The sequence below is a fragment of the Duganella rhizosphaerae genome, assembly GCF_040364205.1.
In the GTDB taxonomy this organism is placed as follows: Bacteria; Pseudomonadota; Gammaproteobacteria; order Burkholderiales; family Burkholderiaceae_D; genus Rugamonas; species Rugamonas rhizosphaerae.
Genome location: NZ_BPWK01000006.1, coordinates 75,044 through 91,354, shown reverse-complemented (window position 1 = coordinate 91,354; position 16,311 = coordinate 75,044). Strand labels below are relative to the sequence as shown.

Below are 16,311 nucleotides of genomic sequence, written 5' to 3'. Positions count from 1 at the left end.
GAAGTTCAGCAAGGAAGCAGGGGCCGGGCGCGATTTGTGTAAGAATCGAGTCCGGCCCTTTCATTTTGTGAGTAAGATAGAACTATGAGTAACGAACTGCACGGCGTGACGCTGGAAGCCATCGTAACCCGTTTGCACGCGCATTACGGCTGGGAACAGCTGGGCCAACGGATCGACATCAATTGCTTCATCAGCGATCCGAGCATCAAGTCCAGCCTGAAATTTTTGCGCAAGACACCGTGGGCCCGCGCCAGAGTCGAAGAACTCTACGTCGCCACGAAATTTACCGACTAGGGGTTGATTATGGACAGCAATCTGAAGACATCACTGAGTTCCCTGCGCAGCCATCTGGCCAACGCCGGCCCGATCGACGAGGAATTGCAGGATTTGCTGACGCAGCTGGACGGCGACATCAAGCAGCTGCTGGAACGGCGCGCCGCCGCCGAGGCCTCGCCGGCAGAGAGTTCCACCTTCGGCCTGGCCGAACGCACCCAGGAAATCTCGGCCAAGTTCGCCGCCCAGCATCCGCAACTGGAGCCGGCCCTGCGCGAGTTGGGCAATATCCTGTCCAGCATGGGGATTTAAACCCGCAATGCGGCCACAGGGGTCAGACCCCGTACGGGGTCTGACCCCACGGCTCCGGTTTGCGGGGTGGTATTCAAGGACCCGGGGAACCTAGGTCCCCGGGCAGCCGGCGTTACGGAAACGCCAGCATCGGCGGTTCCATACCGCCAAAGCTGATTTCGGGATGACGCTTGGCGATCATCTCTTCGATTTCTTCGACGCGCCGCACCGGCACGTCCACGATCAACAGCACCTGGCCCTGCTCGATGCGCGGCATGAACTGCTTGAGCCGGGTGTTCGGCACGGCCGCCGCGTTCATGCCGGAAGCCCAGCCGCCGAAAATCGCCCCGCCCAGCGCCACCAGCAGGATGGCGGCGGTGCGCAAGGTCATGCCGTCCACCGGGAACAGCGTCAGGAACACGCCGGCCCCGAGGCCGACGATGGCGCCGATCACCACGCCCAGCTGGGCGCCGTGGACCAGGTCGGTCTTCTGCAGGAAGCTGACGTCCGGCATGTCCGACGGCAGACCATCCCTGGCCATGAAGCGCATATGGCCGATTTCGATCCGCGCCAGCAGCAACTCGTCCAGCATGGAACGGGCGCTCGGCACGTCGGGCAGCATGAAATAAAGTCGGCGTCGCATAATGGTCTCCCGGTGACAGGTGTCTAACCGTTATAGCAAAGTTGCGGACTATAGCAATGTAAATCCATCATCATTTACACTCAAGTGATTGAATAGTAAAAGAATTTTTCTTTCGGCCATGAGCGGAGCGGAGGCATTTCCGGTACAATGCCGTCCCATATGAGCTCCCCTACCAATTTATTTGCGACCGTCCCGAAACGGTCTGCCCGCGCTGCCGTCGCGCCTTTCCTGCCGATGTCCCGCGCCGAAATGGCTGCGCTCGGCTGGGACGAGTGCGACGTCATCCTCGTCACCGGCGACGCCTACATCGACCATCCGAGTTTCGGCATGGCCCTGGTCGGCCGCCTGCTGGAGGCGCAAGGCTTCCGCGTCGGCATCATCTCGCAGCCGGACTGGCACTCGGCCGACGCCTTCCGCGCGCTGGGCAAGCCGCGCCTGTACTACGGCATCACGGCCGGCAATATGGACTCGATGGTCAACCGCTACACGGCCGACCGCAAGATCCGCTCCGACGACGCCTACACCGCCAACGGCGAACCGAACAAGCGTCCCGACCGCGCCGTCACCGTCTACGCCCAGCGCGTGCGCGAAGCCTATCCTGGCACGCCGGTGGTGATCGGCTCGATCGAGGCGTCGCTGCGCCGCATCGCCCACTTCGACTACTGGTCGGACAAGGTGCGCCGCTCGGTGCTGACCGATTCCAAGGCCGACCTGCTGATCTTCGGCAACGCCGAGCGCGCGCTGGTCGACCTGACCCACCGCATGGCCGCCGGCGAGGACATCAAGTCCATCCGCGACCTGCGCGGCACCGCCTTCATGGTGCCGGCCGGCTGGCTGCCGGACGCGGACTGGGGCGTGCACAACAGCACCCGCGTCGACGTGCCGGGCAAGATCGACACCCATCCCGATCCGTACATGATGGTGCAGCAGAACACCTCCTCCTGCGCCACCGAGAACGGCGGCGCCAAGGGCGAAGTGGACGAAGGCATGGTCGAGCCGAAGCCGGTGGTGCCGGTCGAGGTGATCAAGACTATCCGCATCATGAGCCGCGAAGAGCGCCAGGCCATGGCCAGGGAAAAGCACAACAAGACCGTGGTGCGGCTGCCGTCGTACGAAACCGTCAGCACCGATCCGGTGATGTACGCGCACGCCTCGCGCGTGTTCCACCTGGAGTCGAATCCCGGCAACGCCCGCGCCATGGTGCAGGCGCACGGCGAGCGCGACGTCTGGCTCAACCCGCCGCCGCTGCCGCTGCGCATGGACGAGATGGACGGCGTCTACGACATGAACTACGCGCGCGCGCCGCACCCGTCGTACGGCAAGGCCCGCATTCCGGCGTGGGAAATGATCCGCTTCTCGGTGAACATCATGCGCGGCTGCTTCGGCGGCTGCACCTTCTGCTCGATCACCGAGCACGAGGGCCGCATCATCCAGAGCCGCTCGGAGCCGTCGATCCTGCGCGAGATCGAGCACATCCGCGACAAGACCAAGGGCTTCACCGGCACCATTTCCGACCTCGGCGGCCCGACCGCCAATATGTACCGGCTGGCCTGCAAGGACCCGAAGATCGAGGAATCGTGCCGCCGCCTGTCGTGCGTGTACCCGTCGATCTGCGTCAACCTGGGCACCGACCACAGCAAGCTGATCTCGCTGTACCGCAAGGCGCGCGCGATTCCCGGCGTGAAGAAGATCCTGATTTCGTCGGGCCTGCGCTACGACATCGCCGTGCGTTCGCCGGAATACGTCAAGGAACTGGTGACCCACCACGTGGGCGGCCTGCTGAAGATCGCGCCGGAGCACACGGAAGAAAACACGCTGTCGAAGATGATGAAGCCGGGCATCGGCGCCTACGACGAGTTCAAGGAAATGTTCGACCGCTTCTCGCTGGAGGCGGGCAAGAAGCAGTACCTGATCCCGTATTTCATCGCGGCCCACCCCGGCACGACCGACCTCGACATGCTGAACCTGGCGCTGTGGCTGAAGAAGAACAACTTCAAGCTGGACCAGGTGCAGACCTTCATGCCGACGCCGATGGCGATGGCCACCACCATGTACCACACGCGCAAGAACCCGTTGCGCAAGGTGACCGAGGATTCGGAAGTGGTCGAGACCGCGCGCAGCGGCAAGATCCGCCGCACCCACAAGGCCTTCCTGCGCTACCAGGACCCGGAGAACTGGCCGATCCTGCGCGAGGCGCTGGTGGCCATGGGGCGCGGCGACCTGATCGGCAACGGCGACAAGCACCTGATCCCGTCGTGGTCGGCGGGCGAAGGCAATGCGCCGGATCCGAGCCGGCGCACGCCGTCCGGCCCGGCGCCGAGCGCCAAGGGCGCCCGTTCCGGCATCGTCGCCAGCGCCCAGCCGCCGGCCCGTCATCAGGGTCAGCGCGCCAATGCGCTGACCGGTTCGCTGACGGCGCGGCAGTCGCTCGACACCAAGCCGCGCGCCTCGATCCTCGACACCATCAAGGTCAAGAAGCCGGCCGCCGCCGCGCCGGCCAAGGGCGCCAAGCCGGCCCCGCGCGGCCGCAAATAAGCGGCGAATAAGCGGCGAATAAGCAGCAAATAAGCCGCACATCAACCGCGATCGGCCCACCCGGCCGGTCCGGCAAGCAGCGTCGCGACGGTGGCGCTGCTTTTTTTTCGTCTATTTCATTCCGGAAATGTTGTTAAATGCCCCCATCGGTGCAATTGCGTGGATAATTCAGGCTTGCTCGGACGATGCGTGGAGACCGCTTGCGGCTACACTGGTTGCAAGCTGGCCGCCGGTCCGGTTGGCCCCGCACGCAGACCTCATTCTGTGAACTGGAAGAACATGAAAAACTTTAAATTCTCGACCCTGTTGCTGGCGCCCGTGCTGGCCATCCTGGCCGCATGCGGCGGCGGCGGTGGCGGCAGCACGACCACCACGCCGACGGTGGTGACGCTCAAGTCCATCGCCATCACGGCCAGCGCCAGCACCACCATCCCGATCGGCATCGCGGTGCCGCTGACGGCCACCGGCACGTATTCGGACAACAGCACCAAGGCGCTCAACACCGCCTCCGGCCTGGTGTGGGCCTTCAAGGGCGCCGGCGCGGTGGCGACCATCGTCCCGGCCGGCAATGTGACCGGCAAGGCGGTCGGCTCCGACATCGTGACCGCGACCCAGGACGGCGTGGTCGGCACCCTGGCCATCAACGTCATCGCGCAGTGGAACGGCGTGGCCGCCGGCGGCAACCAGACCATCGGCCACAAGTCCGACGGCAGCCTGTACGGCTGGGGCTCGAACATCCGCGGCCAACTCGGCGACAGCACCAAGACCGACCGCAACGCGCCGGTGCTGGTTAGCGGCGGCAGCACCTTGTGGAAGCAGGTGGCGGTGGGCGAACAATTCGTGGTGGCGCTGCGCAGCGACGGCACCCTGTGGACCTGGGGTTCCAACCAGAACGGCACGCTGGGCCTGAACACCTCCGACACCGACCAGCATCCGATCCCGACCAAGGTCGGCAAGGACACCGACTGGGCCTTTGTGGCGGCCGGCAAGTCGCACGCGTTCGCGATCAAGACCAGCGGCGCCATGTACGGCTGGGGCCGTAACTTCAACGGCCAGCTGGGCGACGGCACCAACATCGACCGGCTGCAGCCGACCCCGGTGCCGCTGCCGACCGGCCTGAAGGCCTGGCTGTCGGTCAGCGCCGGCGACACCCATACGCTGGCCATCGTCAAGGACAACCTGAACCTGTATGGCTGGGGCGGCAATGCCAGCGGCCAGGTCGGCAACGGCGGCCTGGTGGACATTTTGTCTCCCGCCAAGATCGGCGCCTTCCAATGGTCGTCGCTGGCGGCCGGCGCCAACCACTCGGTGGCGATCCGCACCGACGGCGCCATGTACGGCTGGGGCAACAACACCTTTGGCCAGGTCGGCAACAATGGCTCGACCAACATCAACGCGCCGACCCCGATCGGCGTCGGCAGCAACTGGCTGGCGGCGGCCTCGGGTTCCACCCACACCATGGCGGTGACCCGCGACGGCCAGCTGTGGGGCTGGGGCAGCAACGCCGAGAGCCAGCTCGGCACCGGTGGCCCGGACAGCCCGACGCCGGTGCAGGTGGGCACGGCCAACAACTGGCTGTCGGTCACCGCGGGCGCGCTGCACAGCTTCGGCCTGCGCTCGGACAATACCTTGTGGGGCTGGGGCCGCAACGCGGAAGGCCAGCTGGGCAAGGGCGACAATGCCCAGGCGCCGGTGCCGGTCGCCATTCCCAACTAAGTAGTACTACCGACCTGACGACGGACGGCAGGCCAACGCCTGGCCGTCCGTTGTGTTTTATGCCTGAGTATTGTCAGAAAGCGACGATTTCGGCCGCCGAAGCAGCTACACTACAGCTAGTCCGCGATTCTCTGGAAAAACACTAGTGCCCGTACGTGAACCTGTCCCCACCACTTCCCCCGCCTTCCGCGCGCCGCGCCGGTGGCGCCGTGCCGGCCTGACGCTGCTGGCGCTGCTGCCCGCGCTGTGGCTGGCGCCCGCCGCGGCGCAGGACAAGGTCACGCTGCAGCTCAAGCATCATCACCAGTTCCAGTTCGCCGGCTACTACGCCGCGCTGGAGCAGGGCTATTACCGCGAGGCCGGGCTGGACGTGTCCATCCGCGAAGGCTCGGACGGCAACGAGCCGGAGCGCGACGTCGCCGCCGGCAAGGCCGAGTACGGCGTCGGCGCCAGCAGCCTGCTGCTGGCGCGCCTGGCCGGCAAGCCGGTGGTGGTGCTGGGCGTGGTGTTCCAGCACTCGCCGTATGCGCTGGCGATGCGCCAGACCAGCGCCGAGCCGGACATCCGCCGCATCATCGGCAAGCGCGCGATGATCGGCTCGCTGACCGACGAGCTGGGCAGCGCCGACGAGCTGCTGGCCTACCTGATCAAGGAAGGCATCCCCGCCAGCAGTTTCCAGCGGGTCGAGCCGACCTACAACACGGCCGACCTGATCAACGGCAAGGTGGACGCCATCGCGGTCTACACCACCAACGAACCGGACACCTTCGACCGCCTCGGCTTCCCCTACGACGTCTACAGCCCGCGCGCGGTCGGCATCGACTTCTACGGCGACAACCTGTTCACCAGCGAGCGCGAGATCGCCAACCATCCGGAGCGGGTGCGCGCCTTCCGCGCCGCCAGCATGCGCGGCTGGCAGTGGGCCATGAGCCACCAGGAGGAGATGGCCGACGTCATCCTCAGCAAGTACTCGCGCCGCAGCGACCGCGCCCACCTGCTGTACGAGGCGCGCCAGATGGTGCCGCTGGTGCAGCCGGTGCTCGTCGAGATCGGCTACCAGAACCCGGAACGCTGGCGCCACATCGCCGACGTCTACGCCGGCCTGGGCATGGTGCCGAAGAACGCCAATTTCGACGGCTTCATCTACCAGATCGACGGCGGCGGCGGCAGCCTGCTGTGGCTGTACCGCGTGCTGGGCGGCGCGGCGCTGGTGCTGGGGCTGGGCGCGGCCGTCCACTTCAGCCTGCTGGCGCGCGAACGGCGCCGCGCCAACGCCGCCATCCGCACCGGCGAGCAGCGCTTCCGCACCATGTTCGAGGCGTCGCCGCTGGGCATCGCGCTGGTCGATTCGGTCACCTACGAATACCGCGACATCAACCCGCGCTTCCAGGAAATCGTCGGCCGCTCGCAGGCCGAGCTGAACGCGATGCGCTGGCTGGAGGCCGGCCATCCGGAGGACGTGGCGCAGATCAAGGTGCAGATGGGGCGTTTGCTCCTGCACGAGATCGGCAGCTTCAAGATCACCAACCGGCTGTTCCGCCCGGACGGCGAGCTGGTCTGGATCGAAGTGTCGGTCACCGCCATCGAGACCGAGAAGGGCAGCCATCCGCACCACCTGTGCATGATCGAGGACGTCACCGACAAGAAGCAGAGCGAGGCGCTGATCTGGCAGCAGGCCAACTTCGACCCGCTGACCCAGCTGCCCAACCGCCGCATGTTCCACGACCGGCTGGCGCACGACATGCTCAAGAGCCAGCGCGACCGCTCGCACATCGCCATCCTGTTCATCGACCTCGACCACTTCAAGGAAGTCAACGACACGCTCGGCCACCACCAGGGCGACATCCTGCTGGTGGACGCGGCGCGCCGCATCAGCGCCTGCGTGCGCAAGTCGGACACGGTGGCGCGCCTGGGCGGCGACGAGTTCACCGTGATCCTGTCCGAGCTCGACGGCACCGAGCGGGTCGAGCAGATCGCCCAGCACATCATCGACAGCCTGCGCCAGCCGTTCCCGCTGGGGCAGGAGCAGGCCTTCGTCTCGGCCAGCATCGGCATCACGCTGTACCCGGACGACGCGCTCGACATCGACGACCTGCTCAAGCACGCCGACCAGGCCATGTACGCCGCCAAGGGCGCCGGCCGCAACCGCTACAGCTATTTCACGCCGACCCTGCAGGTGGCGGCGCTGAACCGCATGCGCCTGACCAACGACTTGCGCGGCGCGCTCAAGGCCGAGCAGTTCGAGCTGTATTTCCAGCCCATCGTCCACCTGAAGAGCGGCCGCATCCACAAGGCCGAGGCGCTGATACGCTGGAACCACCCGCAGCGCGGCGTGGTCAGCCCGATGGACTTCATCCCGCTGGCCGAGGCCAGCGGCCTGATCATCGACATCGGCGAATGGGTGTTCCGCGAATCGGCGCGCTGGGTGCAGCGCTGGCGCCATGAGCACCATCCGGAATTCCAGGTCAGCGTCAACCAGTCGCCGCTGGAGTTCGCGCGCGAGGACGGCGCCTACGACAGCTGGCTGAGCTATTTGCAGGCGCTGGACTTGCCGGGCCAGGCGGTGGTGGTGGAAATCACCGAGGGCTTGCTGCTCGACGCCAACGCCACGGTCAGCAACAAGCTGCTGCAGCTGCGCGACGCCGGCATCCAGGTGGCGCTGGACGACTTCGGCACCGGCTACTCGTCGCTGTCCTACCTGAAGAAGTTCGACATCGACTATCTGAAGATCGACCGCTCCTTCACCCGCAACCTGGCGCCCGATTCCAGCGACATGGCGCTGTCGGACGCGATCATCGTCATGGCCCACAAGCTGGGCCTGCGGGTGATCGCCGAGGGCGTGGAGACGCCGGAGCAGCGCGACCTGCTGGCCGCCGCCGGCTGCGACTACGGCCAGGGCTATCTGTTCGCCCGCCCCATGCCGGCCGAGCAGTTCGACCAGCTGCTGCGCAGCCAGTAAAGCCCGATTTCAATCGAATCACTCTTGCCCAACTGAGCTAACTCAGGTGTAATGCCGGATAAATCATAGTAAATTACTAATTCCGTCGTTATCTTGAAGGGCTGAAATCCATGCTTGCGCTGCTAGACAGTTTGACCCAGGACCACCGTATCCTCCGGCTGACCACGCCGCTGGGAGCGGACACCCTGGTGGCCGAATGCCTGCGCGGCGAGGAAGCCCTGAGCCAGCCCTACCAGCTGACGGTGACGGCCCTGTCGAGCGACGCCGACATCCCGCTGAAGTCGCTGCTGGGCCAGCCGGTGCTGCTGGAGCTGATGACGGCCGCCAGCCGCGACCAGCTGCGGCCCTTCCACGGCCATGTGACGGCGCTGCGCATGCTGGGCGCCGACGGCGGCCTGGCGCGCTACGAACTGAGCATCGGCCCGTGGTACGCCTTCCTGGCCGCCGGGCGCGACAGCCGGGTGTTCCAGGACCAGACCGTGTTCGACATCCTCGACGCCGTGTTCAACGGCTGGCAGGACGCCGGCAAGCTGGTGCCGCAGTGGCGCTACGACCTGGCCGACCGCGCCCTCTACGCCAAGCGCTCGCTGACCTGCCAGTACCAGGAATCGAATCTGGCCTTCGCCGAGCGGCTGATGCGCGAAGAAGGCCTGTTCTATTACTTCGAGCACAGCGGCGACGCCGCCAGCCCGGGCCTGGGCAGCCACACCATGGTGATCGCCGACCACAACGGCAGCTTCCAGCCCAACGCCCAGGCCACGGTGCGCTTCACGCAGCCGGGCGCGGTGATGAAGGAGGATGTCATCGACCGCTGGCGCAGCGAACTGCGCTGGATCGCCGGCGGCGTCGACCTTTCCAGCTGGGACTACCGCAGCAACGGCACCCGGCCGGCGTCGGCCGCCAGCGTCAACGCCGACCCGGCCGCGCCGGTGAGCCGCGACGCGCCGGGTGCCTACGCCTACACCTCGCGCGAGCACGGCCAGCGCATCGCCGAGCGCCAGGCCGAGGCGCTGGAGGCGGGCCGCGAAATCTACACCGGCGCCGGCACCGTGCGCACGCTCAGCGCCGGCACCACCTTCACGCTGGACGGCCAGGCGCTGCTCGACGCCGCCGATGCCGGCGAGCGCGGCTTCGTCATCACGCGCGTGGTGCACCTGGCGCACAACAACCTCAGCACCGACATCCAGCACGCGGCGGCGCAGGCGCTGGGCGTGAGCGCGCTGGCGCAGGCGATCGCGCGCGAACAGGGCGGCAGCCTGCACGCGGTCGGCGAAGGCAAGGGCGAGCGGCCGCTGTACCGCAACCGCATCGACGCCATCCGCAGCAAGCTGCCCTACCGCAGCAGCGACGCCGACGGCCACGGCCTGCTGCTGCATCCCAAGCCGACCGTGCGCGGCCAGCAGACCGCGATCGTGGTCGGCCCGGCCGGCGCGGTGATCCACACCGACCGCGACCACCGCATCAAGGTGCAGTTCCACTGGCAGCGCGGCGCGCAAAGCCACAGCCGGCTGGCGCATCCGGCCCCTAGCGGCCACAGCGGCGCGCCGGCCGACGACAGCGCCGGCACCTGGGTGCGCGTCGCCACCGCGATGGCGCCGGTGGCCGGCGCCAACTGGGGCGCGGTGGCGGTGCCGCGGGTCGGCAGCGAGGTGTTGATCGATTTCATCGACGGCGACATCGACCGGCCGGTGGTGATCGGCAGCGTCTACAACGGCAGCGGCGCGCGCGACGCGCAGAACAACCAGGTCAGCCAGGGCGCCGGCGTGGCGACCGGCAACGCGCCGGCCTGGTTCCCCGGCGAGAGCGGCGCGCACGCGCATCCGGCGGCGCTGTCGGGCATCAAATCGCAAACCATGAACGCCAGCCAGAGCGGCGCCAGCGCGTACAGCCAGCTGGTGTTCGACGACCATCCGGGCGAGCCGCGCGTGGCCTTGCAGCGGCACGCGTCGCCGCACGCGGGTACGGACGAGCTGAACCTGGGCCACCTGCGCCACCAGAGCGACAACCAGCGCCTGCAGACGGCCGGCTTCGGCGCCGAACTGAAGACCGCGCACAGCGCCGCGCTGCGCGCCGGCCAGGGTTTGCTGCTGTCGACCGACGCCCGCAATGGCGCCAGGGGCAGCCAGCTCGATACGGGCGAGGCGCGGTCGCAGATCGAGCAAAGCCATGCATTGCAGCTGTCGCTGGCCGAGACGGCGCAAAAGCACAACGCCAAGCTCAAGGATGAAGCGGAGCCGGCCAAGCTGGCCGCGCTGGCGCAGATGCAGAACAGCGGCAAGGTGGTGCAGGCCAGCGCTGCCGGCGGCGGCGGAGACGAGGGCGGCGACGGCAATGTGACGGCGTACAGCGAACAGCATCTGCAATTGTCGAGCCCGGCCGGTATCGCGGCCGTGACGCCGGCCAGCGCGATATTCGCGGCGGGCGGCACGGCCAGTATGAGCGCCGGGCAGGATATCAACTTCGCCGCGCAGGGCAATGCGTTTAACCTGGTGAGCAAGGGCATCAGCCTGTTCACCTATGGCAAAGCCAGCAGCGCCGACAAACCGAACCAGGAAACCGGCATCAAGCTGCACGCGGCCAGCGGCAAGGTCAGCGTGCAGAGCCAGTCGGACGAGACCAAGGTCACCGCCGACAAGCTGGTCACTGTGGCCAGCATCGGCAAGAGCGTCGCGGTCAGCGGCAAGGAGCACGTGATGCTGACGGCGCAGGGCGCCTTTCTCAAGCTCGAAGGCGGCAACATCATGATCCACGGGCCGGGGACGATGACGTTCAAGGCCTCGATGAAGGATCTGACCGGGCCGGCGAGTTCATCCAACCAGGCGACGCTGCCGACAGGCAAACTGGCCGAATGCCCGTCAGCACTCGCCGATGCCGCCAGCGGGGGCGCCAGTGCCATCTAAGCTCGATCAACTACGTCAGGGCATAGATCCATTGACACCGCTGTTTGTGTTGATCGACCCCATGGCGGGCGAACCTCTGCCTGGCCAGCAGCTATGGGAAAGGGAAATTGTCCCGGTGGTACTACCGAAGGCGATTGCACTGCCGTCGCATCAGCATCCATATCTGGTGCAATTGCGTGGGCCGGACGATCCCCTGCTGGAGCTGAGCTTGGACCTGGCGGAAGGTGAGCGGACGGCCTCCCAGTCCGGCGGACTGGATGGCGAGGGCAGGGCAGCCCATCGCATTGGCGGATGGCTGCAAAGCAGCATGCAGCCCGAGGCGCTGGCGGATATCGTTGCAACCATGTGCCTGCTCAAGACCGATGCTTACACCAAGGCTGCCTATTTGCGACTGGCCGACCGTCGCGTACTGGATTTGTTGTGTCACGTGGTGGGCTGCAACCGGGTCGCCAGCCAGTTCGGGCGCTTGCAAAGCTGGGATTATCTCGACCCCGCAGGCCGTCTGCGTCGCCTGCGTTCGTCCGACGAGCAGGCGGGGCCGCTGCGCTTGAGCGCGGCCGAATGGCAGCGCCTGGCGCGCGGCGAATTGTTGCATCGGACCTTGGCCCAGTGGCTGGGGGCGATCGCGCAAATGGATGGCGTACCGCCGGAGGCGCTGTATGTTGCGACCGAAAATGCCGTGACCAATGCCGCCAGCGCAGCCAAGACTTGGCCGCACAGGTTCAAGACCTCCGGCGATGAAACCGTGTGGGCCGCGCTGTCCTTGCTGCACCCGTCGCTGCCGCATTCGCATGCCGTGCTCAAACTGCTTGCCGATCCCGGTTCGGAGGCGGAACCGCCCGAACCCCTGCGTTACTTGCACCACGACGTCAGCGCGATCGCGGAGCAGGCCGGTTCCGTATTGACTCGATAAACAAATCAGGAAACCATGGTTACGACTACCGGTTGCGATGTCTGCAACAAGAGCTCTCTTTCGCTGCTGCTGTTACGCCCCAGCCCCATCGCGAACAGCCCGCTGCTGGCTGCAGCCGGCGCCCAAGGCGTGGCGGCCGACCCTGCTGTACTGACTGGCATGCTGCCGAATCCTGCACCCAAGCAGTCGCGTTTTGCGTTGCGCCTGTTGCGTGCCGGCTATGTGCATATCTACCTGCCGTCGCCGCCTGCCGGTGTGCCGAACTGGCTGGTCTACCGGGTGACGGAACAGGCCGACCTGGTGCCCGAGAGCAGCGAGCTCTTCGCTCAGGCTGATGCGAGCGTGAGCTGCAGCCGCAGCGGCCACATCGCCATGGGCTTGAAGGTCGTCAGCATTCCGCAGGCACACAAGGTTTCAGAACTGTGGGTGGCGTACAGCGCCAACCTGTGGAACGACACGCTGCGCGGCAAGAACAAGGCCGACCCTGCGGTCATGCAAAAAATCTCGTTGCAAAGCTGTGGCGTCAACAGCTTTGTACCCAGCGCGGAAAAGCTCAAGGCGCAGGTGCTGGAATGTGCGTTGAGCAAGCTGACGATCGACGGCGCATCGGACCACGATTTTCCGTTCAACAGCATCGCATCCAGTGCGGAAGATTTGGCCGCTAATCTGAAGCTGGCGGCCGCCAAACATCCCAAGACTGCTGGCAAGGAAATCGCGATTGTGCTGCGCGACCCCGTTGGTATTGCCACCGAGCTCAATGCACTGCGGATACGGCGGAATGAATTGCTCAAAAAGGAGATCGCCAAACCGGAAAACTTTCATCCTTTGAATAGCTCCGCTACCGTACTGGGTTTGAAGCAAAGTTTGGTGAAGGAAGAAGACCTCAATAGTTTTGAACAGGTGAGTCCATTGCGGACATTGTCAGCCTACATGCACGAGGACTGGCCCGCCGGTACGGAATGGCAGGCCTTGACTGATGAAGACAGGAAGATACTGCTCAGCCGCGTCAAGGGCGATGGTGCGTTCAGCGAATTCGTGCTGTCACCTTACAAAGCTGTTTTTGAGCAAAAGAACCTGGGGCGGGTATTTTATCCCGACCATGACAAGCGAGCCGCTGCGTGGACACAGAAAAAGGTCGAAGAGAATTGGTCCAAACTGGCTAAATACATTGACGAGGATGCTCGCGCAGCCTGGATGACGAGTTTTAGCGCCAGGATGAAGAGCCAGCATTACGATGCGCTGGTTTTATTCGAGAAGGATTGGCACGCTGCGACGGAAGACAAGCAGACGCTTGCCTATTTTGACCGTCATTTCGATCCCCATGCGACGGTCGATCCATTGAAGCAACCGGTTTCCGGTGTGCTCTATGCTCGTGAAAATCATCTCATCAATCAGCCGGCACCTTTTAGCGAGAGCTTGTTGTCAGCCTATCTTGCAAAAATAGACCGGCCGATCACCGACAAGGAATCGATTGCGCTGCGCTCGTCGGTTGGCAATCAAGATGCGATGATCAAGCTAGTGCACATTCAGTTGACCGGAGACCCCGGCGCCGAAGGCATGCGCGACAAGAGTTACGACTTGGTCAAAGGCTTCAGCGAGCTGAGTATGTCTAAAGGGGCGCTCACCTCTAATTCTTGGATCGGCCACGCGATTGCACTGTTCAGTGTTGGCCAATTAAGCGCATTGAGCGGGGCTGCGCTGACGGTCGCAGCACATGAAGTTAAGGCCAGCAGCGCTACCAAAAGCATCATGGCCAAGCTGCAGACGATGGCTCACGTCCAGCGATGCCTTGAGTATGCGGTACAGGGGGCGCTGCACGGCAATGCCCCGAATGTGCCGATGTTGATGCAGATGAACGTGAGCGCCGATAAAGCGCTGAAGATTTTCATGGCGCATGCCGGCGAGTCCTTGGGGACGAGCAAAACGCGCATCAAGAAAGCCCTGGCCAACAACAACAAGATTGTGCTCACCGTCCCGACAGATACGGACACGATCAAAGCGGTCAACGGTAACCTCGCTGAAATAACGGATAATCCTGCTTCCACCGGCATCAAGATGGGGAAGGCGGCGACATCAGCCGCAGTGGCCAGGACGGCGAGCTCGACGCTCGTACTGACTGAGGAAAAATTTTTGCAGCTTTATCAAAATCAGGCAGGTACGGGAGCGAAGGCTGCGAATATCCTCCGGTCGGCATTGCCCAACTTGGCCAAGACCACCAGCGGTGCCCAGTTGATGGCGATGGCTAAAACGCTGGACGCACGCTTGGCGCTGGGGAGCATGGTGATTCAGGCACTGGGCGTTTGGAAAGGCATGGATTCCGCCAGCAAGGCGGAATCGGAATCAGGTTTGACGGATGCAAATTATGGCGTGCTCGATAGCGTCATCGGCTTTACAGGTGGGGCGTTGGCATTGTGGAGTGTTGCGGCTGAGGTGCGGGTAGTGGCGCAACTGGGGCATCAAGCGGTGGCGTCTCATGTTGGAATTGGATTGCTAAAAATTGGTGGGTCAATTACAGGGATCGCAGGCGGCGCAGTGAACTATGTCGCCTCCCAGAAGAAGAGTGAGGATCAACGAGCTCTTGGCAATAAAAATGCTGCGCGCCTATACAACTATTCTGCTATCGCCTTCTTCGCTACCGGCGCAACTTCAACCCTCTTAACTGGTGGTGCAATTGCAGGCGCTTTAGAGGCCCGCGCCATTGGCGGCGCGGTTGTGCGGACGGTTGCCACCCGCCTTGCTGCCAATGCGGTTATTGCCACGGTGGGTGGAATTGGTCTCACCGTGTCGGGTATTGGATTATTGCTACTGGGAGCTGGCGTGGTGGCCCAGGTTGGGGCTATCGTTCTCACTCCTACGGATACGCAACGCTGGCTAGGCCGAAGCTATTTTGGACGTGATGGAGGCCTGGTATTTTCAGGCAAAAGAGATGACATGTTTAAAAAAGGTGACTGGCAGGCTGAAAAAGAGGCACTGGAAGAAGTAATAGCTAACGCGTTCAAAGCACAGAAAGAAAATAACGAAAGAAAGTAGAGCAATCAGCTTAATGGAAGAGGCAAAATTGCCATGAAAAAAAAGCATGAAATCGAAGTTGCCTTATCCGTGAATGAAAAAAAATCAACGGTAAATGGAAGCACTGCACTTTCAGAGGGAGAGACATCAGGTATTGTCAGTAGGTACAAAAAAAACCAGTCTTCCGGAATGGCGGCAATTTCCTTTGGTTTGATTAAAAATAACTATGAGCACGCGATTGAGTATACCGGTATCGCTAAAGGAACACGTGGAATACTTATGCTTACCGCCTTGCTCGCGGCATGCTTCACATTTTGGGGCGGGCAAGATATCCTTTTCAGGATGTTAAATAGAGAATCAGATGGGTTGTTTGATGTAATTCCCGGTATCGCCACAATTGCCTGCTTTGCTATCGGCAGCTATATGGGAATAAAGTACACCCGATTTGAACTCTTTCGGCCTGAGGACGAACCGACTATTTTTGACCGAAAAAATCGCAAGGTGTACCGCATTTTTAGAGAGACGTATTCGGGTTGGCGAGGTCTGTTTCTCCCTTGGCCTTTGAGGAGCGCAGAGTATGACTGGGATCTGGTAGATGCCGAACATCAGGCTGCCGTGACTACCACGGGTTCGACGGTTAATCGAATCCATGCGTTGATTTTTCTGGTCCGCAAAAGCGCTGACGATCCAACGATCGTCGACAGCTTCACCATTGGGAACAGCATGCAAATGGGCGAGGTGACCGTGCCCGCCGTGTGGGAACATATCCGTCGGTTTATGGAGGAAGATGGCCCTCATCTGGCGCCTGGTGAAGTGCTGCAGTCCTTCGACCCGCCCAAGGGCTTTTTGCAGTGTATGGTGGCCACCGGCCCATATGGGAAAAATTTTCGAACCTGGTGGAGGGACTACCCTTTGCTCATGGTCATGGGCCTGGTCTTCTTCCCCATTGTTTTTCCGCTGATGACACTCGTAGGTATTTTTAGCTGGCTTAGCTACAAAACTGCTATTCCGATCAAGTGGTCTCCTGCGGTGCTGGCGGCGTTAGGGCCCGCAATAAAACAGGCTAAATAAT

The 16,311-nt window shown here is 63.5% G+C and carries 10 protein-coding genes; 9 read left to right on the top strand and 1 reads right to left on the bottom strand.

Annotated elements, in window-relative coordinates; all coding sequences use genetic code 11:
• The first annotated feature begins 84 nt into the window (after positions 1-84).
• A complete protein-coding gene (locus RUGAMON1_RS14540) occupies positions 85-294 on the top strand; it encodes a VF530 family protein (RefSeq protein WP_116993833.1) in 210 nt (69 codons plus the stop codon).
• A gap of 9 nt (positions 295-303) precedes the next feature.
• Positions 304-585, top strand: a complete 282-nt coding sequence (locus RUGAMON1_RS14535) for a DUF4404 family protein (RefSeq protein WP_445231188.1) — start codon at positions 304-306, stop codon at positions 583-585.
• A gap of 112 nt (positions 586-697) precedes the next feature.
• Here RUGAMON1_RS14535 and RUGAMON1_RS14530 read toward each other — a convergent pair whose 3' ends face one another.
• Complete coding sequence (locus RUGAMON1_RS14530) at positions 698-1,207, bottom strand: DUF1269 domain-containing protein (RefSeq protein WP_445231187.1); 510 nt, start codon at positions 1,205-1,207, stop codon at positions 698-700.
• A 159-nt stretch (positions 1,208-1,366) separates the two neighbouring features.
• Between RUGAMON1_RS14530 and RUGAMON1_RS14525 the strand changes: the two genes are divergently transcribed.
• The 7 genes from RUGAMON1_RS14525 (at position 1,367) to RUGAMON1_RS14495 (ending at position 16,310) form a co-directional block, all read left to right on the top strand.
• Positions 1,367-3,742, top strand: coding sequence for a YgiQ family radical SAM protein (locus RUGAMON1_RS14525; RefSeq protein ID WP_510167298.1), 2,376 nt, complete (start codon positions 1,367-1,369; stop codon positions 3,740-3,742).
• Positions 3,743-4,021: 279 nt separating this feature from the next.
• A complete protein-coding gene (locus RUGAMON1_RS14520; protein WP_445231185.1) occupies positions 4,022-5,458 on the top strand; it encodes an RCC1 domain-containing protein in 1,437 nt (478 codons plus the stop codon).
• A gap of 145 nt (positions 5,459-5,603) precedes the next feature.
• A complete protein-coding gene (locus tag RUGAMON1_RS14515; protein ID WP_445231184.1) occupies positions 5,604-8,417 on the top strand; it encodes an EAL domain-containing protein in 2,814 nt (937 codons plus the stop codon).
• 110 nt (positions 8,418-8,527) lie between these two features.
• Positions 8,528-11,317, top strand: a complete 2,790-nt coding sequence (locus tag RUGAMON1_RS14510; protein WP_445231183.1) for a type VI secretion system Vgr family protein — start codon at positions 8,528-8,530, stop codon at positions 11,315-11,317.
• 31 nt (positions 11,318-11,348) lie between these two features.
• A complete protein-coding gene (locus RUGAMON1_RS14505) occupies positions 11,349-12,230 on the top strand; it encodes a hypothetical protein (RefSeq protein ID WP_445231182.1) in 882 nt (293 codons plus the stop codon).
• A 15-nt stretch (positions 12,231-12,245) separates the two neighbouring features.
• Complete coding sequence (locus tag RUGAMON1_RS14500; protein WP_445231181.1) at positions 12,246-15,260, top strand: T6SS effector BTH_I2691 family protein; 3,015 nt, start codon at positions 12,246-12,248, stop codon at positions 15,258-15,260.
• A 33-nt stretch (positions 15,261-15,293) separates the two neighbouring features.
• Positions 15,294-16,310, top strand: coding sequence for a DUF6708 domain-containing protein (locus tag RUGAMON1_RS14495; RefSeq protein WP_445231180.1), 1,017 nt, complete (start codon positions 15,294-15,296; stop codon positions 16,308-16,310).
• Position 16,311: the final 1 nt, after the last annotated feature.